Origin of the sequence: Spirulina sp. CCNP1310 (assembly GCF_034932185.1) — a bacterium.
GTDB lineage: Bacteria > Cyanobacteriota > Cyanobacteriia > Cyanobacteriales > Spirulinaceae > Spirulina.
Genome location: NZ_JAYGHW010000049.1, coordinates 1 through 22,334, shown reverse-complemented (window position 1 = coordinate 22,334; position 22,334 = coordinate 1). Strand labels below are relative to the sequence as shown.

Genomic DNA, 22,334 nt, shown 5'->3' with positions numbered 1-22,334 from the left:
AACTTTTGCGCGAGACGCAAGCAACGCTTCAGGAGAATCGACCTCTACTTTGGCTGGAGTCATCCTGTCTGAGCAAGTTGGCTCGTTGAGTGAAGAATCCCCGTCGCTTTAGCGCGGGGAGTGTCAAGGGGGCTATTCCTCATCTAAAAGCCAAATCCCAGAGGCAATTTTTAAGGATGGTGATTCTAAACTCATGCCCTGTTGTAGGCCCAAAACTAACAGTCCGAGGGCTTCTACCAGTTTCGGATCAAATTGTTTGCCCGCTTGGGCTTGGCAATCATGTAAGGCGGGGGCAAGGGGGTTTGGGTCTGTTTGGCTATACCGATGCACCAGGTGCTGAAACTGGGCAACAAGGCTAAGAATCCGGGATTCTAAAGGGATGGCATCGTAGGCTAAACCGTCGGGACGACCGGAACCGTCCCAGGCTTCGCTTTGGTGGGAGACGATTTCCCCGATCGCCTGTAATTGAGGCATGACCCGCATTACTGAGGCTTTAGGGAAGATCCCTTGTTTGGCGAGCATTTCCCGTTGGGTATCGGTTTGGAGGTCGGCCCATTGGGTGGCGTTGGTGAGGGGGGCGAGGCGGTGGAGCAGGCCGGCCAGGCGGAGGCGTTTGATTTGCCAGGCGGGGAGGTCGAGGAGTTGCCCTAGGGTTTCGGCGAGGGTGGCGACTTCGCTGGCGGCGTTGGGGTTGGTGACATCGGCGTGATCGATGAGTTGGGCCATGCGCAGGAAGGCCTGCATTTCGTTGGAAAGGAGGTTATCGCTCAAGGGTTGATTCTCATCATGGCCTTGGCTGGCTTGGAGCGATCGCACCACATTGATCACCACTGTATTGAGATCATCCCGCTGACATTGGCCAAAATGGGCCTGCATCTTGGTCAATTCCCCCATCAACTGGTCAGCGAGGGGGGCGTTATAGGTGCGAATGTGGTCAATGGTGAGCAAAACCGTTTCCTGGACTAAATCCGGCTCAAACGTCCAAAATCCGTAAAATTTCCGCTCTAGATCGTTTTCGGGTTGCCCGGTTTTGCCGTAGTCAGCGGCGGAAAGCTCTTGGCATAACACCATCGCGCTATAGCTGGGGGATAGGATGATTAAATGCCATTCTTGGGCAACGGGATCATCAGCAGTTAATTCCACCAGGGCAATATTCTCTTGCGCTAAAGCCTGTTGATCAAACCCGGCTCCGGCGGCGGCGAGGATAACAATGTGCCGACTCCGTTGGGCGATCGCCCCATACCGCTCTGCTTCCTGGAGATACCATTTTCCCTGTTGAAAAGCCGCTAAAAGTAGGGGCGGTTGTTCAGATTCCAGAACAAAATCCTCTAGGGCATGGCACAGAGCCACCAGGGTATTTTTGTAATACACCCCTAGGTTAATGGGTTGAGCCGTATCGTGATGGGCGGTACAGAGTTTTTCCAGCAGAGAGCCAGGGCGCATGATAAAACCGGGGATTAAGACGGATAGGAAATCAAAAAAATGATGAATGGGGCCATTGTGCCACCTTCTGGATCACGGCAATGGAGGCAAGCCGCCTTGCCTCCAGAAAAAGGTCTAGCCTCAGGGCCATTGCCTTAGGTTAAGCCCAGCCAAGCCAAAACCCCTTGGCCCGTTAGCGCTTCAATGAGCAAGGTTAGGGAAAAGCCAATCATGGCGGCGCGACCGTTGAGGCGTTCGGAATAGTCGTTAAAGCCAAATTTCGGTTCTTGGGCGGTGGGGGTGACGGAGGGTTGGGGTGTGGTCATGGCAATCTCAGTTTTGTTACATTTCTTAATCATTGTAACGGTTGCGTTACAAAACTGCTAGTAAATGGTTAGCGATCGCCCCCCAACAAAGCATCAATAATTTTGCCATTGGCTTTGGGGAACGGGTAATCCCGCAATGCCTCCAAGGCTACCCAGCGCACCTCTTGGGATTCTAGGGGTTGGGGCGTACCGCTGAGATGGCGGCAATAATGGACATTAAGGGTAATGCGAAAATGAGTATAGGCGTGATCGAGGGTGATCAGGTGTTCGCCTACTTCGATTTCAATGCCTAATTCTTCGCGAATCTCCCGCATAATACAGGCTTGTACCGTTTCATCCCCTTCTAATTTGCCGCCGGGAAATTCCCAGAGGCCGCCGAGCAACCCCTCATCTTTGCGACGATCAATGAGGACTTGACCCTGATCATTTTGGATCACGGCAACACCGATATTTTTATGGGGGAGGGGGGTAGTGGCTTCACGCATGGGGAGTTGGGTTTGGAGGTTTTGGGTATGGGCCAGACAGGGCGATCGCCAAGGACAGAGTAGGCAAAGGGGTTGCTTGGGGAGGCAAACGGTGGCCCCTAAGTCCATAATCGCCTGATTAAAATCCCGGCCATGGTTGGGATCGATTAATTGGCTAGAGAGTTCCCACAACGGCCCCAAGGCGCGGGCTGGGGGGATGGGTAACGCCGTCAGTCGGGCTAATACCCGTTTAACATTACCATCGAGAATGGCTAAAGGTTGATTGGCGATCGCACTCAAAATGCCCCCCGCTGTGGTGCGGCCAATGCCGGGTAATTTCAAGACCGCTTCTAGGTCTGTGGGAAATATCCCCCTGTATTGTTCAACAATAATTTGCGCTGCTTCATGGAGATGGCGACAGCGGGCATAATACCCCAACCCCTCCCAAAGTTTAAGCACCTGTTGGCGATCGGCTTGGGCCAAATCCGCCACGGTGGGAAAGGCCGCCAACCAGCGGTGATAGTAGGGGATCACCGTTTTCACCTGGGTTTGCTGGAGCATAATTTCGGAAACCCAAACGCGATAGGGGTCGGTTTCGCCGCGCCAAGGCAGGGTACGCCCCTGGGCCTGATACCAATGGAGGAGCGATCGCCGTAGCATCCCCATAGGTAAATCCTGGCAAACCTGTTGCCACTGGCTCAAATCACCATCTTTGGGCTTATTCGGTGATTTCCGGCTCACTGTGGATGCCATGGAGGGACATTTCAAAATTAAGCCGCTGTTCCGCATTGCGCAGAAAGTAGCCGCTCATAATCGCCGAAGCAAGGAGCCGCCCTAAATGTTCACGGCTGGTGCTGATGTTGACATCAAAATGTTCAGAGGGCAGGGTTCCCAGTAGGCCGACAATATTGCGCTCCATCACGCCAAACACCTCAGAGGACTGAGGTTTCGAGAGTTGAGCAATCATTTCCGGGCTAAGGCTTTGGACGTATTGCCAAAGCCGATTAGCAGTATCACTCTCTAATGAAAAATCGGAACCCGGATTGAGGTTGTGATTCAAAAAAATCCTCCTAGCACAGGGCTAATCAACAAATAGCGGAAGAAGATGCTTCCTCCTCCACTCTACTGTATTCGTTTCGGGAGAGAGAACCGAGGGAGGGGCGATCGCCCCTCAGAGCCTCGCACCACAGGCCATCTCAATCATGCACCGGCATTTATTAATTCGAGATATAGCGGATTGCGAAAGTATGAGAACACCACTTCCCCCTTTTTAAGGGGGATTGAGGGGGATCTTTGTATCTCAAGTTTGTGAAAACTGCTATAAGATCAAGACGGTCAACGTTAACACCAAAGACTTATGACGTGGGATAAGTTGATGCATTTTGTCGTCGGGATTGCGACCGGCGTTGGGTTCTGGTGGGTGTTGGAGCGTCGGGCGCGGGTTGCCGCAGGTGTGATTAACCCGATTTGCTTTTTAGTGATGCTGATCTGGGGTGCGAGTGGACTCTTCTTCTTGCGAAAATTGGGAATCCCCTTCTTCAGTCATACCCTGTTTTACATGGCCATCCCCGACTGGGATATTCCCCTCTACCTAGCCACTCGGTTGCGCTTTCTCATCCACCGCAGTTGGTTGTTCCATTCAGTGGTGATTCCCCTCGCACTCTTGGGCGGTTGGCTCTGGTTGGTGAATATTCCCACCCTATCGATTTGGCAAAAGACATTGGTTAAATGGGGGCGGGATGGGGCGATCGGTCTGTCTGTCGGTATGAGCGCTCATCTGATCTGGGATGCGTTGTTGTCCTCAACCCGCCGAGGCTTCTATATCCATGGGTTTGGTGGCCCGGCATCTTACACATGGTTAGGGTTGAACCTCCTGGTTGGTCTGGGTGTACCCCTCCTCATGGCTTGGGGCATTAGCCCTACCCGGACTGCTTCAGGCGATCGCTAATCTAGAATTCGCTGGATCAAATCCGATTCTGAAGCAATTGGGATACCGTGATCCCCCTGTAAGACTGCTCATGGGTCACGAAAATGCTCTGGGAATTTCTTTAATTCCGATAAGGGTAATTACCGGTTTTAATAACACCAAAACAACACCCTTGAACTTTCTTGTTAATACAGAAAAACTATGTATTATTGTTAAATTTTTATTATTAAATAGTCTCTACAAAGGAAGGGCTTGATAGCATATATGCTAATAGCCCAATTGTGTCAGCTATAGATGGGGGTTGAGTGTTAAAAATACAGTTCTGGTTGATGTCAACAGTGGCGATCGCCCCATTACTTGCAGCACAGGCAGTACAAGCGCAATCCCTAGATTCCCTCGAAGGAGATGCGGCAACGGTAGATGCACCCGAAAAGACTGCACAACCGGCCACACTCACCCTCACGATGGAGAAGCAGACCAAACCGGAGCCTACGCCACAGGTGAGCAAGGCCCCCATCGCTCCCGCTCCGATGGCAGTTCAAAAAACGCCAAAACCCGCCTGGGTTGCCGTTAAACCCGTGGCAACGCTTCCCCATTTTCAAGAAACGGCTCAGGTATCTACTGATCCCTCATTGCCCTTAGCCGTCGCCCCTCAACCGTCTCCCGATGCGGTGGCCATTGCCCAAACTCCAGCTAAATTCACCCTTGAGCCGCTGGAGGATGGGACAACAACAACACCCCCACACAGGGAAAATGTTGAGCCAAAGGAGCAATCTGAGATCGGGACTCTACCTCCGTTAGCGATGGATCCCGCTCCATCGCCCCCCCTTCCCGCATCCCAACACCCCCCACAAAAACCACTCCCAACCCCTCCAACTTCATCACCCTCGCAGTTACCCGCATCTGAGCCGAATTCTCCGCTCCCCCCAAACTTAGCTGAGTTCAATCCTGCGGCTATGCCCGCCCCCCCACCGCAACCATGGGAATCCCTGGACTCAGAGCCGATGGCTCAAATTACGCCGGTTTGGGCGTTGCGGGATGTGGAGCCGGGGAATTGGGCCTATGGGGCGTTGGCGGATTTAACAGGTCGGTATGACTGTTTGGCAGGGTATCCCGATGGGTCATTTCGGGGGAATCGCCCCCTCTCCCGCTACGAATTTGCAGCCGGGGCCAATGCCTGCCTCCAAACCATGGAGCGGATCATCACCGAAACAGAAACCAACCTGATCCCCCGTCAAGATCTCGAAATCTTGCAAAAAATCATGAATGAGTTTGGGAGTGAACTCTCCCAAGTGGGGCAACGCATCGATAATCTAGACAGTCGGGTGCAATTTCTCGCCGATAACCAATTTTCCACCACCACCAAACTCTACGGTCAAGTGGTTTTCGGGTTGCAGGGGCGCACCCAGGGCCGAGCCGATATTACCAATGGCATCATCAATGGTGATGTGATTGGCCTCAATCGCGATCGCATTCCGGAAACCCCTGATCAGGCCAGCGATCTCACTTTGGGCTATAACGCTCAATTGACATTACTCACTCAATTTTCGCCCCGCCGTTTTCTGCTCACGGGTTTGCAAGCGGGCAATCTGGATACGCGGGATGTTTCCCTGTTTGGATTTAATAATAATTTCCTCCGGTTGGGATATGAACTGGATACAGATAACGATTTAATCCTCAGTGATGTCACCTATCGTGAACTGATCACTGAGGATTTAGCGCTGATCGTTGGCCCGGTAGGGGTGAGTCCAACGAATGTATTTCGGGGGCCATCGCGGGTGGAAAGTGCGGGGTTTGGCCCGATTTCACGGTTTGCCCAGCGTAACCCGATTTTGCAAGTGGGGGCGGGGAATAGCGGCTTTGGCTTTGATTGGCAGGTGTCGGAGCGGGTTTCGGTGCAAGGGGTCTATGCTGCGACCTTTGGCGGTGATTCGACCCAGGGGTTGTTAGGGGGAGCCTATACCGTGGGGCTGCAAACATTGCTGACTCCGAAACCATCCCTCGATATTGCCCTCCATTATCTCCATGCCTATTCCGGATCATTAGGGGGTTTCCTGGGAACGGGGATTGGGGATGATCAGGTGGCGGTGGTGGATGGGGCGCGGTTATCGACCCATGCTTTCGGGGCGACGATGAATTGGGAAGTCACCCCGGCTGTGAGTTTGGGGACTTGGTTCGGGTTTACGGATTCGCAACTGGTATCCCACAGTGGCCATGTGCAAACGGTGAATTGGATGATTTTTGCCCAGTTTCCCGATTTGGGGGGCGAGGGCAATTTCGGCGGTTTGTTCTTTGGGCAACCGCCCCGGATTACCGGGACAAATTTGCGATCTGGGGGTGTGTTAACGGGGAATGTGCCGAGTTTGTTTGCGGGAACATCGGGGGAAACCAGTGGAGGAAGACAGGATCGCACCCTCCACCTCGAAGGCTTCTACCAAATGCGCATCACAGACCGCATTTCCATCACACCGGGTTTAGCGATCATTTTTAACCCCAACCACAGTCGAGGCAGTGATCCGGTGGCGATCGCCTCCCTCCGCACCACCCTATCCTTCTAAGTTCACCAAGATTTCCCCCTCTAGCCAAATCACCCCACAGCCGATCCCACCATGAAACCGATCCTACTCACCGCCCTTGCCCTCACCGCTAGCGCCGCCCTCGTCGATAGCCTGATCACCGGCATCCCCGCTGTTGCCCAAGCCTGCGGTGCGCCCGCCTGTGTTTATGACCCGATTACCCACACCTACATCCCCGATCCGAGTTACGTTCCTCCCACGATTAGCCCAGCCACTCCACCCAAACCCTCCGTCGGTGGCGTGAATACCCCCGATGGCCCAACCCTCGGTTCTGATACCACTTGCCCGTCATGCACCAGCATCCCAAACAACTATTCTATTCCCCCCGTTCTGCCCGACATTTCTCTCCCCGACCTCAGTCCTGAAACCGTCCCCCGCTCCACACCCCAGGCCCAACCCTCCCCCCGGCCCAGTAATGTTCCCCTGCCTGACCTCAGCCCTGAAACCGTCATCACACCCCAGGCCCAACCCTCCCCGCGTCCGAGTTCTAATCAATCCTCCGTGACCCCCGACCCGATTTCCACCTCCACGACCCAACCCGCTCGACCCAATCGAACCCCAACTAACCCACAACCCCGCACCACCCAACCCCAACGCTCCCAACGGGATAACGCGACCCCCACAACAACGGTGAATCAAGGCACATCGTCCGATGCACCAACGCGCAACAATACGGCCGCCCCGACCCCGCCGACCCAAAGCCTAACCACCCCAGCCCCAGAATCCAACATCCAAGCCACCCCAGCCCCTACCCCCCGCGTTGACAAAGCCTCTCCAACGGAGAATCGCCGCGATATTTTAGAACCCCAAGAATCCCTCACAGAAACGCTGACTCCAGATCCTACAACAGAGGGCATCGCTTCCCGGTTTTGGTGGTGGGCTGTAGCTGCTGGCGGTGGGGTAGTGGCTTTGGGTGCAGGGGGCTATCAAGGCAATCAAATGCGTCGGAATCGGATTAAAGCGCAACAGGCCAATGCCGCCGCCGCCTTATCAAATCTGAATTTTAATCTGTTTAGCAATCCACCCGCCGCCAAACAGGCGGTGAAAACCCCCGGCCCCTTAACCCCCAAAATTCGGATGGCGGTGCAGTTACATCGGGATCCTGGACGGCAACGGTTGGAAGCACCAGGGGGCTTGGTGGATTTGGGAACGATGGGTGCACCCATGCAGGTTGCTGCCTTCAATCCTTCCCCCTCAACCATCACCAACAATGCCTCATCGTTAAATGTCAATGTCACCACCTTGGGAGGATAGCATCATGAGTGAAACCCAGACGTTAACCCTGAGTAGTTTTTTCGGCATCAAATCAGCGGTCAAAGAGAAGGCGAATGAATTTCTAGATCAAGACTTTCTCAAGCAATTTACCGCCCAAGTGGGGGAAGAAGTGAAGGGCATGAAGTTGCCCCCTAGCTTTTATCAAGACCTGCTGAATTTGATCTTGGATAAGGTGGAGGAATTGGTGGATATTGATCTGCCCCGTGATATTTGGGCTAAGGCCTGGAGTGTCCATCAAGCCCTTCAGGAATTTACCGATCCTGAAAAACATCCTCCCGATTCTCCAGACTTTTTGCCCCTCCTCGAACATACCCTGACAACACAGCATGAACCGGCCATTGAACCGAAAATTTTCGGGCGGGCCTTGGGTCGATTTGCTTTGCAAGCCAATGCGGATTTTCTGATCAATGGAGCCTTGTTAGAGATTGAAAATGCAAAAATTACTAAGATTAGTCTCAGTGATGTCAAAGGGAATTTATCCTTAACCTTTTTTGGTAAGCCATTGCTGGAAAAAACAGCGGAACTGAAAATTCCAGGGGTGTTTACGTTGGAAAATGGGGTCTTGATTAAGGGGCCATCGGAGCAGGGGGATCGGGATCTGGAGGAGGAGGCCGGCTTCGCTACGGTTGAATCTCCTGAACCATTGACCAATCCTGAGCCGGTTTTACCGGGGGGAGATGGTGCGGCGACAATGCCGTTCATCACCGTCGATCCGCCGCCGGAAGCGATCCCCTCACCACTGCCCCCTCGTTTTTATCCTTAAGAAGGACTATGTTTTCTCACGCCTCCCGATCCGGTAAAGCCCTTATTTTCCCCCTGCTCCTTGGGGTGATGGTCAGCCTTGGGATATCTTCACTCGCCCAAGCCCAAGGAACGGTGACAAATCCCCCCCAGTCGCCACCCCTCCCAACACCACGATTTCAGCATTCCCTGGCTACACAATCCTATACCTTCTCTTCCTTGGGGATGTTTACCGCCGCCCAAGACTATGATGAGGTGAGATTTTGGACAGGGGAACGTTTAGAACCCTTTGCGATCGCCCCCGACCACCAAGGGGCGATCGCTGATCTGAGTCAACCCGCCACCATTCCCAACCAAGGCGCATTAGTCTCAGCAGATACCCCGAAAATTATTCGCGTCATGCGCCAAGGGCGATCGCCTCGCATGACCCGCATTGTCCCCATGACGATTAACAATTATCGGGATTTTAATCTCGTTCAGTAGCGATAGTTTGTTCTGCTTGAGAACATACCCTCACCCTAAATCCCCCAGAACGGGAAATGGACTTTGAGATCGTTTTTGGTCATGATGAAAAAAGCTGTATAGTGGTTTCTCAATCAATCCGGAATTAATTTTTGCAAACGACCTATGCCCCGAGTTCACTGGCGAGATGAATACTGCATTGGTGATGATCGCATTGATCAAGAACACCAAGCCCTATTTACGATGGTTAATGCGCTAGATGAGGCGATCGCCACCGCTGCCCCCCCATCCCAAATTCAAGGGATTCTCTCAACTCTGGCAGCCCACACCATTGAGCATTTTCACCATGAAGAAGCGCTCATGGAAGCCTTCAGCTATCCTGGCTATCGTCGTCACAAACAGGTACATGATAATCTCTTGGCTAAAGTCACGGCTTTACTGGAGCAATTTAATCAACCCAACGCGACTTTAGCTCATGATCTCACGGCTTTCTTGGCTGAGTGGCTTTCCCACCACATTAAGGGCGAAGATCAAAGCATGATTCGCTTTTTCCGGTCACGGGCTAATACCCCTATGACCGCCCAAAGGTGACAGGAGCATCCCAAGTCCTGACTAGGAAAAAATTCCGGCGTTTCGTTCTGGTTATCTTGAGCGCATTCTTCGCCCTAACACAAACCGGATAAATAACTTCTCTACCTCTACCCACAAAAACAACACGGTACTAAACAGTAAACAAACGCCAAATTCCTCAAGGGTTAAAGATGTTGTGCCGAAGAAATCCCGCAGGAAAGGGACATATACCAACAGGAATTGCAATGCCCCTGTACTGAATACCGCCAGGAGTAATGCCGGGTTAGAAAAGGGATTCATCTCGAAGGCCGAGCGGGTATAGGAACGAGCGGCGATCGCATGGCCCATCTGGGCTAAACACAGCGTGGTAAATACCATCGTGCGCCAATGATCGGGATGGGTATTATAGGCCCACACCATCAAGGCAATGGAAAAGAAGGCAAACACCAAGCCAATCCGGACAATATAAGACCCTAAACCCCGCGCAAAAATACTTTCATCGGGGCGAAAGGGGGGCTGATTCATCACATTCGGCTCCGCTGGCTCCACCGCTAAGGCCAGGGCCGGTAAACCATCGGTGACTAAGTTCATCCAGAGGATTTGTAACGGTGTAAGGGGAACAGCGGATAAGCCCAAAATCGGGGCAGCGGCGATCGTGATCACTTCCCCGACATTACTGCCTAAAATGTATTGGATAAAGCGGCGAATATTCGTATAAACCACCCGCCCCTCCTCCGTTGCCGCCACAATCGTTGCAAAGTTATCATCCAACAAAATCATATCGCTGGCTTCTTTGCTGACATCCGTCCCCGTGATCCCCATGGCAATGCCAATATCCGCCTGCTTCAGGGCCGGGGCATCGTTGACCCCATCGCCGGTCATGGCGACGAACTTACCTCGCCGTTGCAAGGCGCGGACAATGCGCAGCTTATGCTCCGGGGAAACCCGCGCATAAACGCTCACCCGCTCCACTTCAATTTCTAAATCCGCCTGGGACATTTTTTCTAACTCTTGCCCCGTGAGACTGTGGCTCTGGGGTTCAGCAATACCGAGGCGTTGGGCGATCGCCATCGCCGTTAACTGATGATCCCCGGTAATCATAATCGGACGAATCCCCGCCGCCCGACAACGACGCACCGCTTCCGCCACCTCCATCCGAGGCGCATCCAACATCCCCACCATGCCCAACCACACCATCCCCTGTTCTGGGTCTTCCTCCGCCGTCGGTAGCTGATCCAGGAATTTATAGGCCAAGCCCAACACCCGTAACCCCTGACTCGCCATCTCTTCATTCACACGGCTCACCGCCTGCCGCTCCTTGGGGGTGAGGCGGTGGGCATGGTCGCCAAATTGATACTGTTCACAACAGTTGAGCAGGAGTTCCGGGGAGCCTTTGCTAAACAGCGTGTAGGTGGTGCTGGGCTGCTCCGGGTCAGCGCCACAGATGACTGTCATCCGTTTACGCTCTGAGGAAAAGGGGATTTCCGCCACCCGTGGGAAATGGGGGGTCAAACTTTGGGCCCAAAGTCCTGCCTTGGCCCCCAACGTGAGCAATGCCCCCTCGGTGGGATCGCCGAGGATCAACCATTCGCCGCCATTGCCCTGTTGTAAACTGGCATCATTGCACAGCACCGCCGCCACCAATAGCCCTTGGATTTCTGGATAGTCTGCTGTGCCTACCACCTGGGCATCGGGGGCAAAGAATTTCCCCTCTGGGCCGTAGCCTTCCCCTGTCACTCGCAGTTGATTGCCGAGGGTTTGCACCGTTTGCACCACCATTTTGTTTTGGGTGAGCGTGCCGGTTTTATCGGAGCAGATGGTGTTGACGCTGCCGAGGGTTTCGACGGCGGGGAGTTTGCGGATCAGGGCGTGGCGTTTGACCATGCGTTGGGTGCCGATCGCCAGCGTTACGGTAATCACAGCGGGTAAGCCTTCGGGAACCACCGCCACCGCCATACTTAAGGAGACTTCGATTAACTCCGGGAGGCGGCTAAAATCCCCCGATTGTAGGAAGCCATAACCTACCACCAAAGCCACTAAAACTAAGGAACCGGCAACCAGCACATTCCCCAGTTGGGCCATACGCTTTTGTAGGGGGGTGGCTTCATCGGCTACGCCTTGGAGGAGTTCGGCAATTTTGCCCAATTCCGTGGCCATGCCCGTGGCGGTGACGATCGCCACTCCCCGCCCTTGAAGGACTTCTGTGCCGGTAAAGACCATATTGCGGCGATCGCCTAAGGCCGTCTCCACTCCCAACACCAACCCCGCCTGTTTTGTCACCGCCGTTGATTCTCCCGTCAGGGCCGCCTCACGGATTTGTAACCCGTTAGCTTCCAACAATTGCCCATCGGCGGCCAACTGTACCCCGGCTTCAATGAGCATAATATCCCCCGGCACCAATTCCGGCGCGGGAATCTCTTGGGGTTTGCCGCTCCGGAGAACCCGCACCTGAGGAGAGGACATTTGTTTTAAGCTGGCCAAGGCCTGCTCCGCCCGCACCTCTTGGACATAGCCGAGAATGCCATTGAGAACAACAATGGCCAAGATGGCGATCGTGTCTTTAAAGGGTACATCCACCCCCTCCCCGCTGCGGAGGGCGAGAAAATCCAAAATCCCCGACACAAAAGCCACACCGATCAGCATCAACAGCATAATATTGCTGAACTGATCGAGGAGAATTTGCCAGCGGTTTCGCCCCTGGGCTTCGATAATTTCATTGGGGCCGTACTGTTGCCGGCGTTGCTCCACCGCTTGGGGGGTAAGGCCCTGGCGATCGCTCTTCAAACCCTTCAGCGTTTCATCAAGGGTTTGAGCATACCAAGGCTGGCTTAGAGGGGGCAGGGGAGAATCAAACTGGGTCACGGGGTCAAAAAAATAAAAGGGTAGGGAGGGCAATGGAGCGAAAAATTTTTCGCCCCGACATTAACTAATCGCCACTGGGATTAGACAACAGGGAGCGCACCACCATAAAACCGCCCCCCAAAGCCACCACCATAATCACAATCATTGCAAACCACAGCACCCAATGGTTAATGGCAGGGGGACGCTGACGACGCTGACGGAGATCACCGCTATATCGTTCAGCGCTAACTGTTTCCACCGTTTCCTCCTGTGGCGCAAACGTGGCAGGATAATCCGCAGCCCGAGGGGAAATAACGGCCATTTCTTCAAACTGCTCCGGATCAACCCGGATCTGGAGAGGGGCGAGATAGTCAGCAATCTGTTGGAGGGCGGTGGACATCTGGCGGTTTTGGGTCAAAAGCGCTTGGTTTTCCGCCTGGAGATGGGCCGTTTGGGCTTGGAGGACTTGGAATTCGTTAGCCAATTGGCGGTACACCGTAATCGGGACGGCGGCTTGGCTTTGGGCTGGGGTAGCCGCTTTGGGTTGGGCGAGCTTAATCCCGCTCTTCGCTTGGGGATTGGGTTGATCCTGAAATTGGGGTGCGTTAGCCATAGGGGGTTAAATGCTCATGAACGATGGTGAACCACAAGTAGGATTATCCCTGGCCCAGGAGGGGGAAGAAATGGCCGACGGGGCCTGTGCCTTGGCCGATGGCGATCGCATGGTGCAGGGCTGCGGTAACGTAGGCTTTCCCCCGTTGGATACTGGTTGGGAGATCCGCCCCGAGGGCCAGGTGGGCGGCGATCGCCGCTGATAGCGTGCAACCCGTGCCATGGGTGTGGGGGGTTTGCACCGTCGCCGTCGCTAACACCTCCAAGGTTTGGCCGTCATACCAAACATCCGTCCCCTGGAGTTCCCCCCGCAACCCACCCCCCTTAATCACCACCGGAATCCCGCTCTCGTCATAGATGCGCCGGGCTGCCACTGCCATGGTGTCTACATTGGTAATCTCCTGGCCGGTAAGGATTTGGGCTTCATAGCGGTTCGGGGTGAGCACCGTTGCCAGAGGAAAGAGGCGATCGCGCAGCGCCGTCACCGCCTCCGCCGCCAACAACTGCGCCCCAGACCGGGACACCATCACCGGATCCACCACCAACTGCGCAATGGGAAATTGCGCCAAATGGGCCGCCACCGCCCTAATGATCTCCCCATTGAGGAGCATCCCCGTTTTCGCCGCCGTAATCCCAATATCCCCCTGCACCGCCACGATCTGCGCCACCACCGCCTCCGGGGGCAAAGCATCCACCCGCATTACCCCCTGGGTATTTTGGGCCGTCACACAGGTAATCGCACTCATCCCATGGACACAATGCATGGCAAACGTGCGGAGGTCGGCTTGAATACCCGCACCCCCGCCACTATCAGAACCGGCGATTGTTAAGACCCGTGCAATCGTCATTGTGACCTACCGTCGGGGAGACCGCCGCCGCTGTAAAAACTCCGGAATATCCAAGCCACCGCCGCCAGGATTGGGTTGAGGGGACATCGGTGCAGGGGGGGGAGTTGTCGGCGGCATCGGCGGCACAGGGGGCTGTTTGGGTAACGTTGCCCCAGTAGCCTGGCCCCGGCCCTTAGCCGTCGTACTACTGCGACTACTATTGCCCCCCTTAGGCGCTTCGCCATTAAAACCCGTGGCAATCACCGTAATTTTCACTTCCCCTTGCATCGCCTCATCAATCACCGCCCCAAAAATAATATTGGCATTGGGATCAACGACTTCGTAGATCGTTTCTGCGGCGGTATTCACCTCATGGAGCGTCATATCTGGGCCGCCGGTAATGTTAAACACCACCCCCTTCGCCCCCTCAATGGAAGATTCCAACAAAGGCGAAGAAATGGCCATCACCGCCGCTTCCCGGGCCCGGGATTTACCAGAACCCAAACCAATCCCCATCAACGCCGAACCGGCATCCGCCATCACTGCCCGCACATCGGCAAAGTCCACATTCACCAACCCTGGAATGATAATAATGTCAGAAATGCCCTGAACCCCTTGGCGGAGGATGTCATCGGCGACAATAAAGGCCTGCTGAACGGGGGTTTCGGGGGAAATCACCGATAACAGTTTGTTATTGGGAATCACAATCAGCGTATCGACGCGACTTTGGAGCGCCGCAATTCCTTCTTCTGCTTGGGTGGTGCGCCTTCTACCCTCAAAGGTAAAGGGGCGGGTGACAATCCCCACCGTCAAGCAACCCATTTCCTTGGCCACCTCCGCCACAATCGGCGATGCCCCAGTCCCGGTTCCTCCCCCCATCCCAGAGGTAATAAACACCAGATCCGTCCCTTCCAGGGCGTTGGCAATTTCATCACGGGATTCTTCCGCTGCCTTTTGGCCAATGGCAGGGTTGCCCCCCGCTCCCAGGCCTCTGGTTAATTTCTGCCCAATCTGGAGGCATTGGGAAGCAGAGGTCATCTCCAGGGCTTGGGAATCGGTATTAATCGCCCAAAACTCAACGCCTGTGATGCCGCTGGCAATCATGCGGTTTACGCCATTACAGCCCCCGCCTCCGACCCCAATGACTTTAATCTTGGCAGCGTTGCTCGGCATAATCGTCTCCCGTGGTTTAGGTTCGGGCTGGGATGGTGGATATTCATTGGCGTGGGGCAGGGATAACCCCGGATTATTGAAGGGTGTGTTACTAGCCACAGTCACAGGTGCGTATTGTTGAACAGGTTGGTTGTTTTGATTCTAATGCGATAGACAGGGTTTAGTTTACAACCAACCCTCGGTTTTGATCATCTCCATTAATCTTAAGCCTAAGCCTAGGGTTGTCCTGCCTAACTGGCCGATAGGCTGAAATTTAACCCCAACTCTGATCATTGCCTCTGGATTTAAGCGCGATCGCTTTCCGTCGCTTGGGGTTCACAACGGAGAAAATCCCCATAGACCCACCCTTTAGGGTGTTGAATTTCCTGCCATTGGGCTTCGCTGTTGCCGGTGAGGCGCACAATGGTTCCAGCTTTGAGGCCATTGATGATTTTGCCGTTGGGGGTTGCCCGTACCCGCAGGGCGCTGTTGACATTGACCACTTCACAGCGTTGGGCGGGGGTTAACCAGGTATCCATTTGCGCTGTCCAATCGTTAACCTGCTCCACCCATTCCCCCACTTGACCCACCCAAGGCGGCAGGGTGAGGGCTTGGGCAACGGATGCGGAAACGGATTCAAGCCAATTGTGTAGAGCAATGCCGCCGCCAATGCCGACGGAGAGGGCAAGACAGCCCCCGACTAATTTTAAGCGGCGGCCCCAGTTGGCGCGGGGGCGTGGGGTGAGGGGGGGAGGGGGGGCTGTGGGGGCTGGGGTGGGGTGTTGGGGGGCCACGGCGTAGGTAGCCATGGCGGAGAGGGGGTCGGGATGGGGGAGTGGGATCTGGGGTGTGGGGTGTGGGACTTGGGGTGTGGGGAGGGTGAGGGGATCGGGGGGGAGCGTGGCGAGGATCTGCTCGGCGGAGGGGGGGCGATCGCGCCACAAATACCGAGTCATTTGGGTCAAAATTGCCCCTAACTCTGGACTACAGCGGGAATGATCCCATTCCAGTTCGTTAGTATCGAGGTTGTATTGAAATTGGCTGGGGGGAACGCCTGTAAGGGCTTGGATGGCAATCACCCCCAAGCTGTACAGATCACTGCCGAATGTGGGGCGACCGTGGGCTTGTTCGCTGGCCATGTAGCCCGGTGTGCCGATGGCAATGGTGGGGTTGGATTGACTGCTAAAAAACGTGCTGTGGAGTTGGATTTGTTTCACGGCTCCGAAATCGACGAGGAAAAGATGGCGATCGCTCCGTTGCCGCAAGATATTATCGGGCTTAATATCTCGATGAATCACCCCCTGGCTATGGACAAACACTAACACCGTCAGGACTTCCCGCAGGAGGTGTAAAACTTCCGCCTCGGGCCATTGTTGCCCTGGGATTAATTCCGTCGCCAGGGTGAGGCCATCAATAAAATCCTGCACCAAATAAAATTCCTGATCCGTCTCAAAATAGGCTAACAGTCGAGGAAGTTGGGGATGATTGCCCAGTTTTTCCAGGATTTCTGCTTCCGTGGCAAACAAACGGCGGGCAGTGGGCAGCACGTCGGGATCATTGCTAGCGGGGTGGAGATGTTTCACCACACAGCGGGGCTGGCCGGGACGACGTAGATCTTCCGCCAGGTAGGTTTGACCAAATCCCCCCGCGCCCAGCACCGACTGAATCCGATATCGACCATCGAGCAATTGCCCCAGCATCGCCATCTATCCGTAAAAAAACCGCTTTTCCATTTTAGGCCAGTGCTTCGGTAGACTGAAGGTTTTCGGGAATTCACGAGTTTTTCACAAGGTTTCCCTATTTTAGAAATAGAGTCTTAACCTTGATCGCCAATCGCCATTGTTGTTGATCGTGCAGCCCTTAACCTGCCCCAGAGCAGAGTGATTGCACGCAGGGGTGTCCGCGCTGGATCGGTAAAGGCTGTTGCTGCATTGCCATGCTTGTACGATTGGGACACCGCAGATGGGGGGCTTGCTCCGCCGAGTCTGTGGAGTTTACCAACTTTTTGTGACTCCCCTTATTTTTAAGCCATCACCATGAAAGCGCCTTTACCCGCAAATGAGAGCGATCGCCTCGCCAAACTTCTCAGCTACGATGTCCTCGATACTGAGGCTGAAAGTGGTTACGATGACCTCACCGAATTGGCGGCCCAAATCTGTGGCACGCCGATTTCTTTGGTGAGTTTGGTGGATGGCGATCGCCAATGGTTTAAATCCAAGGTGGGTATTGATGCCACCGAAACCTCCCGTGATCACGCCTTTTGCGCCCATGCCATTCTCCAAAGAGAGGTGATGGTCATTCCCAATGCCCCCGATGACCCCCGCTTTGCCGACAATCCCCTCGTCACCTCCCATCCTGAAATTCGCTTCTATGCCGGTGCTCCCCTGATTACCCAGGAGGGCTATGGGGTGGGAACCCTCTGTGTAATTGACTCGCAACCCCGCGATCTTTCCCCCGAACAGACTCAGGCTTTAATGGCCCTCAGTCGTCAGGTGGTGAATCAGTTGGAATTACGGCTCAAGGTGAAAGAACTGCAAGCAGAGGTGGAGGAGCGCAAGCAAATTGAGCGAGAACTGCGCCGCACCCAAGCCCAGATGATCCAACAGGAAAAGCTCTCCAGTGTAGGGCAGTTGGTGGCAGGGGTGGCCCATGAAATTAACAATCCGATGACGTTTATCGAGGGCAATCTCCGCCATTTACAGGGCTATACCCAAGATTTGCTACGATTGGTGGCTCAGTATGAAGCGGATTTTCCCCAGGGTTCAGCGGCGATCGCCCAATTGCTCGATGACATTGATTTGGACTACCTCCGGGGAGACTGTCCCCAATTGTTTCACTCGATGCAGTATGGCACCCAACGGGTACGCCAAATTGTCAGCGCTCTGCGCACCTTTTCCCATCTCGATGAACAGGGGATCAAACCGATGGCCTTGGAGGAGAATCTCGACAGTATTTTAATGATTTTGGATTCCTCCCTAGAGGAGCAGGGGATTCAACTGCGGCGGGATTATCGGAATTTACCCACCATTGCCGGGGATGCGGGGGCCCTCAATCAGGTGTTTTTACAAATTCTCGAAAATTCCATGGATGCTTTAGCCCAGAAGCCGGGCGATCGCCATATCCACATCGAAGCTAAAACGATGGGCGTTGACGAAGCCTCTCCTCTGGAGAATCGCCTCCAACTGCAAATCCGTGACAATGGCATCGGCATCGCCCCCCATATTCAAACCAAAGTGTTTGATCCCTTCTTCACCACGAAGCCCGTGGGGAAAGGCACAGGGTTAGGGCTATTCACTGCCCATGCGATCATCACCCAACAACATCACGGCGCGATCACCTGCGAGTCTGAACCGGGCCAAGGCACAACCATCACGATCACGCTACCCCTTCAGTCTGCCCCCATGCATCTTGTGGCGGAACAGCGCCCCACCCCTTGCGTATCCTGCGCCTAACCCTCAGGGGTCAGCCGTCGCGCTGGATTGCATTCCATGAGCAGGTTTTGATCCTCCGGTGTGACCGGGTCAATGGGGTGATAACCCACTAAGGCCAAACTGGGTTTGGTCGTCTGCGTGCTGGCCACTAAGGTTTGGGCAACACGGGGAATGGCATAGGTGAAGCGATCATCAGTGGTGCGATCCACCATCAGCAGAGCCAGGTGATCGGGATGGAGCGTGGCGGTAAAGCAGTGATAGCTAGAATTGGGCTGATAGATCATGCCATGGATCCCCCGTTGCTCCACTGTCAACAACAGGTAGGTTGCCCCCACTTGCTGACGCTCCCTCGCTTCGCCGTAGTGATAAAACCCCTCTGGTAGTTGACCGGGTTGGGGCGTGGCTTTGGGATTTTTATCTAGGGAGGCGATCGCCTCCCCCCCGCTGATGATGGCGGCCATCATCCCGAAAACACCAACAATCCAAGAAAAACGCAGAACCATGAGTCCACAAGCTGAATGAAAAGCATTATTTCAGTTTTCCACTCTTCCCAATACAATCCGTAATCCTACGGACTATCTTTGTTTAACTCATTAAATACAGGGTAAACACGGATGCAAGCCAGATGATTGGGAGAGCGACACGCTGCTAGTGGGAATAACCCACAGACTACAGAGTGATTCTTTACGTCTCTCTAGGATAAACAAAGTTTGCCCGGATTAACCACAGCCTAATGACGTAATCCTCTCCGTGTTAATACCTGTGCCTCGGTGATCCATTGGCGCACCGTGGGTAAGGTGGGACAGAGATCCCGCCGCTGCATTGTGGCCACATGGAGGCGGAGCAGTTGGCCATGGAGGCGGGGGGCGGGGGTTTGGCTCAGTTGCACCACCGAGGCAATGCCCCCATGGAGCAAGAGGCCACAATAGGCACAGCCCACCGTGGGAATACGGGCGAGATCCGCCATAGCCAGCCATTTGCGCAGTTCAGAGACTGTAATTTGGAGGCGGGGGGCCATGGTTCCCTGTTGGGCGGGGGTTCGGCCTTGGGTTAACAGATCAGCGGTGGTGTGGATCCCCACCGCCGCCATGGCGGCTGCTTGGGCCGCCGGCAGCCCCGGTAATTGCGCCACGGGCCAACTCAAGGATCGCAGGGTTGAAGGGGCATCCATCGTTTTAAACCGTGAGCGGTTCTCGCTCGAAACTGGGAATACAATTTTGGTGCATAAACTGATGATAGGCGGTAATTTGGCGATCGCAATCCTCCCCCGACCAGCCGCAATAGTCCTGAGCCACCTGCGCCAATACCCCCAAGGCCGTTAACCCATAACCATCCTGGAGGGCGATCGTCGTCCGCCGCCGCAGAATATCCTCAAACGTCACTGCCATTTCGTTGTGAATCCCGTAGACGATCTGGGCTTGAATATCCGGGAGTTTCCCCGTAATCGGAGCCGCTAATCCCGGCTCCTCATCCACCAATGCCAGCACCCCATCGGCCTGGGATCCGTAGAGCGTGAACAAATGATGGATCGTTTCCGGGGAAAGTTGGTTTTGCTCGCTATCAATGCGGGCTTGGATGCGGGGATCAGTAGGGAGAATGCAACCGGGTAAAGGGGTGGTTAACGTCGGACAAGGAGGCGCAGATTCCCCCCGTTTACGATAGATTTTATCCACCAATTCCTCCCCCACATGGCGATAGGTGGTGAGCTTACCGCCGATCAGCGAAATTAAATTGTCAATTCCCTCTTTTTGGTGGTCAAACAAAATATGTTTGCGGGTCAAGGCCCCAGGATTTTTTCCCGTTTGATAGGGTAGGGGGCGCACGCCCGCATAGGTAAACGTTACATCAGCACGGCTGAGATTCGCCGTGGGGATCATTAAATTCGTTTCCGTGAGTAAATAATCCACCTCCGCATCATCCGCTTTCAAGGGATCTAATTCCCCCTCAAAGCGGATGTCTGTGGTGCCGATGAGCACTTGGCCCAGCCAAGGGACGATAAAGAAGGGGCGGCCGTCGGTTTTCGCCTCCACATAGAGGGCGGTTGCCGGTGCGCCGGGGAACGGCTCAACGACGATGTGGCTCCCTTTAGTACCGCCAATTTTACGGGGCGATCGCACCTCTTTTGGCGTTAACCCCAACACCCGATCCACCCAGGGGCCAGCGGTATTGATCACCATGGTTTTGCCATGGGTTTTGAGATTGTAGGTTGCACCGCTGCGTTGATCCTCACAGGTGAGGCCGGTAATTCGTTGATCCGCCACGGCGAGATCCGTCACCGCCATGTAGTTACACACCGTTGCCCCAGCGGTTTGGGCTGCAAAAATATTTTCTAAACAGAGCCGTTCGGCGTAGGCCGCTTGGGCATCGTAATATTGCGCCGCCCCCAACAGATTTTCCTGATCCAAGCTGCGGAACAGTTGCTGACATTCCGTTTTCGGCAGCATCCGGTGTTTCGGCACAGACTTGTCATAACTGAGCAGGTCATACAGGCACATCCCCGCTTGAATTTTCCAGTAGGGGCGCGATCGCTCCCGATAAATGGGAACCGTCAACAGCAACGGCTTCACCAAATGGGGGGCCGTTTGCAACAACACCTCTCGCTCCCGCAGCGATTCCCGCACTAGGGGCAATTCAAAATATTCCAAATAGCGCAGGCCCCCATGGACTAAACGGGTTGACCAGCTTGAGGTGCCGCTGGCAAAATCCCCCCGCTCCAACAGAACGGTTTTTAAGCCGCGCATCGCTGCATCCCTTGCAGTACCGGCCCCATTAATCCCTCCCCCAATAATGACCACATCAAAGGGGGTTGCTTCCAGATTGGCAAAGTTTCTCATCGTGATGGTTTATGCTGTCAGGGTGATCACGTTCCCTGGCACCTTAGCGCAATTCCCCCCCAGGCGTATCTTTCTGTAGGTTGAGTTCTGAGCGACTAACCATTTGACCCCTCTGGGTTAATCCTCATTGTCTCCCCCTTGCCATTGCTGAATCCCTTGACGGGTCACACCCAAAACCCGTGGTAAATCCACCGTAACAACCTGCTAAACCACATCCAGATCAACATCAAAATAGGCATGAACAATTCGATTTCTCATCCCAACAATTTCACGCCACGGAATCTGTGGATAGGCAGACTGGCAATCTGGAGAAACATAATTGGCAGCTTCGCCGATAATTTCAATCAGGCGAATCAATGCCAGAGCGAGCATTTCATCCTGCTCTAAATCCTCGCGAGTTCTCTGGTTAACAAAGGCGATCGCTTTGCTCGCAGCATCACGCATGTGCCGAAGACGGGTTAAATCATCCACCTTGCTCATAAATAGGTAACGCCTCATCTAACACTCGATCCCGAAAATAACGGCTCAAATCTCCAGAGGTGCGCAAGTCCACAACTCGCCCGAACAAATCGCTGAGTTCATCCGCAATGGTGACGATCGCCAACCCTGGCGTTTTTCCGGGCAAAAACTGTACCAATACATCTACATCACTTTTTGAATTGACACTCCCCGCGCTAAAGCGACGGGGATTCTTGGTTCATCGACCGGACTTAACCGAGCAGGATTGCTCCAACCCAGCCAGAGGTGTAATCTCCCCAAGCGTATAACTTCCCGTTTGCCCCACGGTAGTTCGTCCCAGGCGCAGGATACAAACCCGCTTCACTATCGACTCAGCACGATGCCGATTGCAGACTAACCCTTTCACATTCAAGTC

21 protein-coding genes are annotated in these 22,334 nt (G+C 54.4%); 7 read left to right on the top strand and 14 right to left on the bottom strand.

Annotated features, from left to right (window positions below; all coding sequences use genetic code 11):
* Nucleotides 1-132: 132 nt before the first annotated feature.
* The 4 genes from VB712_RS10315 to VB712_RS10300 all read right to left on the bottom strand — a co-directional run bounded on the left by VB712_RS10315 (nucleotide 133) and on the right by VB712_RS10300 (nucleotide 3,272).
* Nucleotides 133-1,443 (bottom strand): DICT sensory domain-containing protein, encoded by a 1,311-nt coding sequence (locus VB712_RS10315; RefSeq protein WP_323254478.1) that lies wholly within the window; start codon nucleotides 1,441-1,443, stop codon nucleotides 133-135.
* Between the two features lie 134 nt (nucleotides 1,444-1,577).
* A complete protein-coding gene (locus tag VB712_RS10310) occupies nucleotides 1,578-1,748 on the bottom strand; it encodes a hypothetical protein (protein WP_323254477.1) in 171 nt (56 codons plus the stop codon).
* 68 nt (nucleotides 1,749-1,816) lie between these two features.
* On the bottom strand, nucleotides 1,817-2,878 hold the full coding sequence (gene mutY, locus VB712_RS10305; RefSeq protein ID WP_416236312.1) for an A/G-specific adenine glycosylase: 1,062 nt from the start codon (nucleotides 2,876-2,878) through the stop codon (nucleotides 1,817-1,819).
* 52 nt (nucleotides 2,879-2,930) lie between these two features.
* Entirely contained in the window at nucleotides 2,931-3,272 is a 342-nt protein-coding gene (locus VB712_RS10300; protein WP_323254475.1) for a DUF760 domain-containing protein, read from the bottom strand.
* A 297-nt stretch (nucleotides 3,273-3,569) separates the two neighbouring features.
* Here VB712_RS10300 and VB712_RS10295 point away from each other — a divergent pair, with 297 nt between their 5' ends.
* From VB712_RS10295 to VB712_RS10270, 6 genes are all read left to right on the top strand, one after another.
* Nucleotides 3,570-4,160, top strand: a complete 591-nt coding sequence (locus VB712_RS10295) for a hypothetical protein (RefSeq protein ID WP_323254474.1) — start codon at nucleotides 3,570-3,572, stop codon at nucleotides 4,158-4,160.
* Nucleotides 4,161-4,444: 284 nt separating this feature from the next.
* Complete coding sequence (locus VB712_RS10290) at nucleotides 4,445-6,697, top strand: iron uptake porin (protein ID WP_323254473.1); 2,253 nt, start codon at nucleotides 4,445-4,447, stop codon at nucleotides 6,695-6,697.
* Between the two features lie 51 nt (nucleotides 6,698-6,748).
* Nucleotides 6,749-7,969 (top strand): hypothetical protein, encoded by a 1,221-nt coding sequence (locus tag VB712_RS10285; protein WP_323254472.1) that lies wholly within the window; start codon nucleotides 6,749-6,751, stop codon nucleotides 7,967-7,969.
* Nucleotides 7,970-7,973: 4 nt separating this feature from the next.
* Nucleotides 7,974-8,753 carry a hypothetical protein gene (locus VB712_RS10280; protein ID WP_323254471.1) on the top strand — a complete coding sequence of 260 codons (780 nt, stop codon included), beginning with the start codon at nucleotides 7,974-7,976 and terminating at the stop codon, nucleotides 8,751-8,753.
* Between the two features lie 8 nt (nucleotides 8,754-8,761).
* A complete protein-coding gene (locus VB712_RS10275) occupies nucleotides 8,762-9,214 on the top strand; it encodes a hypothetical protein (RefSeq protein WP_323254470.1) in 453 nt (150 codons plus the stop codon).
* 144 nt (nucleotides 9,215-9,358) lie between these two features.
* Nucleotides 9,359-9,784: a bacteriohemerythrin gene (locus tag VB712_RS10270; RefSeq protein WP_323254469.1), complete on the top strand. Its 426-nt coding sequence runs from the start codon at nucleotides 9,359-9,361 to the stop codon at nucleotides 9,782-9,784.
* Between the two features lie 51 nt (nucleotides 9,785-9,835).
* On the opposite strand, the gene VB712_RS10265 is transcribed toward VB712_RS10270, so the two are convergent.
* The 5 genes from VB712_RS10265 to VB712_RS10245 all read right to left on the bottom strand — a co-directional run bounded on the left by VB712_RS10265 (nucleotide 9,836) and on the right by VB712_RS10245 (nucleotide 16,895).
* A complete protein-coding gene (locus VB712_RS10265) occupies nucleotides 9,836-12,625 on the bottom strand; it encodes a cation-translocating P-type ATPase (RefSeq protein WP_323254468.1) in 2,790 nt (929 codons plus the stop codon).
* 64 nt (nucleotides 12,626-12,689) lie between these two features.
* Complete coding sequence (locus VB712_RS10260; RefSeq protein WP_323254467.1) at nucleotides 12,690-13,217, bottom strand: hypothetical protein; 528 nt, start codon at nucleotides 13,215-13,217, stop codon at nucleotides 12,690-12,692.
* Between the two features lie 43 nt (nucleotides 13,218-13,260).
* Nucleotides 13,261-14,064 (bottom strand): bifunctional hydroxymethylpyrimidine kinase/phosphomethylpyrimidine kinase, encoded by an 804-nt coding sequence (thiD, locus tag VB712_RS10255; protein WP_323254466.1) that lies wholly within the window; start codon nucleotides 14,062-14,064, stop codon nucleotides 13,261-13,263.
* Nucleotides 14,065-14,070: 6 nt separating this feature from the next.
* On the bottom strand, nucleotides 14,071-15,216 hold the full coding sequence (gene ftsZ / locus VB712_RS10250) for a cell division protein FtsZ (protein ID WP_416236311.1): 1,146 nt from the start codon (nucleotides 15,214-15,216) through the stop codon (nucleotides 14,071-14,073).
* Nucleotides 15,217-15,500: 284 nt separating this feature from the next.
* Entirely contained in the window at nucleotides 15,501-16,895 is a 1,395-nt protein-coding gene (locus VB712_RS10245; protein WP_323254464.1) for a serine/threonine protein kinase, read from the bottom strand.
* Nucleotides 16,896-17,231: 336 nt separating this feature from the next.
* On the opposite strand from VB712_RS10245, the gene VB712_RS10240 reads away from it, so the two are divergent.
* Nucleotides 17,232-18,647, top strand: a complete 1,416-nt coding sequence (locus VB712_RS10240; protein WP_323254463.1) for a sensor histidine kinase — start codon at nucleotides 17,232-17,234, stop codon at nucleotides 18,645-18,647.
* Here VB712_RS10240 and VB712_RS10235 read toward each other — a convergent pair.
* The 5 genes from VB712_RS10235 to VB712_RS10215 all read right to left on the bottom strand — a co-directional run bounded on the left by VB712_RS10235 (nucleotide 18,644) and on the right by VB712_RS10215 (nucleotide 22,085).
* Nucleotides 18,644-19,129, bottom strand: coding sequence for a hypothetical protein (locus VB712_RS10235; RefSeq protein WP_323254462.1), 486 nt, complete (start codon nucleotides 19,127-19,129; stop codon nucleotides 18,644-18,646). The genes VB712_RS10240 and VB712_RS10235 overlap by 4 nt on opposite strands.
* Nucleotides 19,130-19,356: 227 nt before the next feature.
* The gene (locus VB712_RS10230) at nucleotides 19,357-19,797 is read right to left on the bottom strand and encodes a DUF4332 domain-containing protein (RefSeq protein ID WP_323254461.1); all 441 of its coding nucleotides are present in this window, start codon (nucleotides 19,795-19,797) and stop codon (nucleotides 19,357-19,359) included.
* A 4-nt stretch (nucleotides 19,798-19,801) separates the two neighbouring features.
* Entirely contained in the window at nucleotides 19,802-21,460 is a 1,659-nt protein-coding gene (glpD, locus tag VB712_RS10225; protein WP_323254460.1) for a glycerol-3-phosphate dehydrogenase, read from the bottom strand.
* Nucleotides 21,461-21,664: 204 nt separating this feature from the next.
* Nucleotides 21,665-21,940 carry a DUF86 domain-containing protein gene (locus VB712_RS10220; RefSeq protein ID WP_416236310.1) on the bottom strand — a complete coding sequence of 92 codons (276 nt, stop codon included), beginning with the start codon at nucleotides 21,938-21,940 and terminating at the stop codon, nucleotides 21,665-21,667.
* Nucleotides 21,924-22,085 (bottom strand): hypothetical protein, encoded by a 162-nt coding sequence (locus VB712_RS10215; RefSeq protein WP_323254458.1) that lies wholly within the window; start codon nucleotides 22,083-22,085, stop codon nucleotides 21,924-21,926. Before VB712_RS10215 ends, VB712_RS10220 begins: the two co-directional genes overlap by 17 nt.
* Between the last annotated feature and the right edge of the window lie 249 nt (nucleotides 22,086-22,334).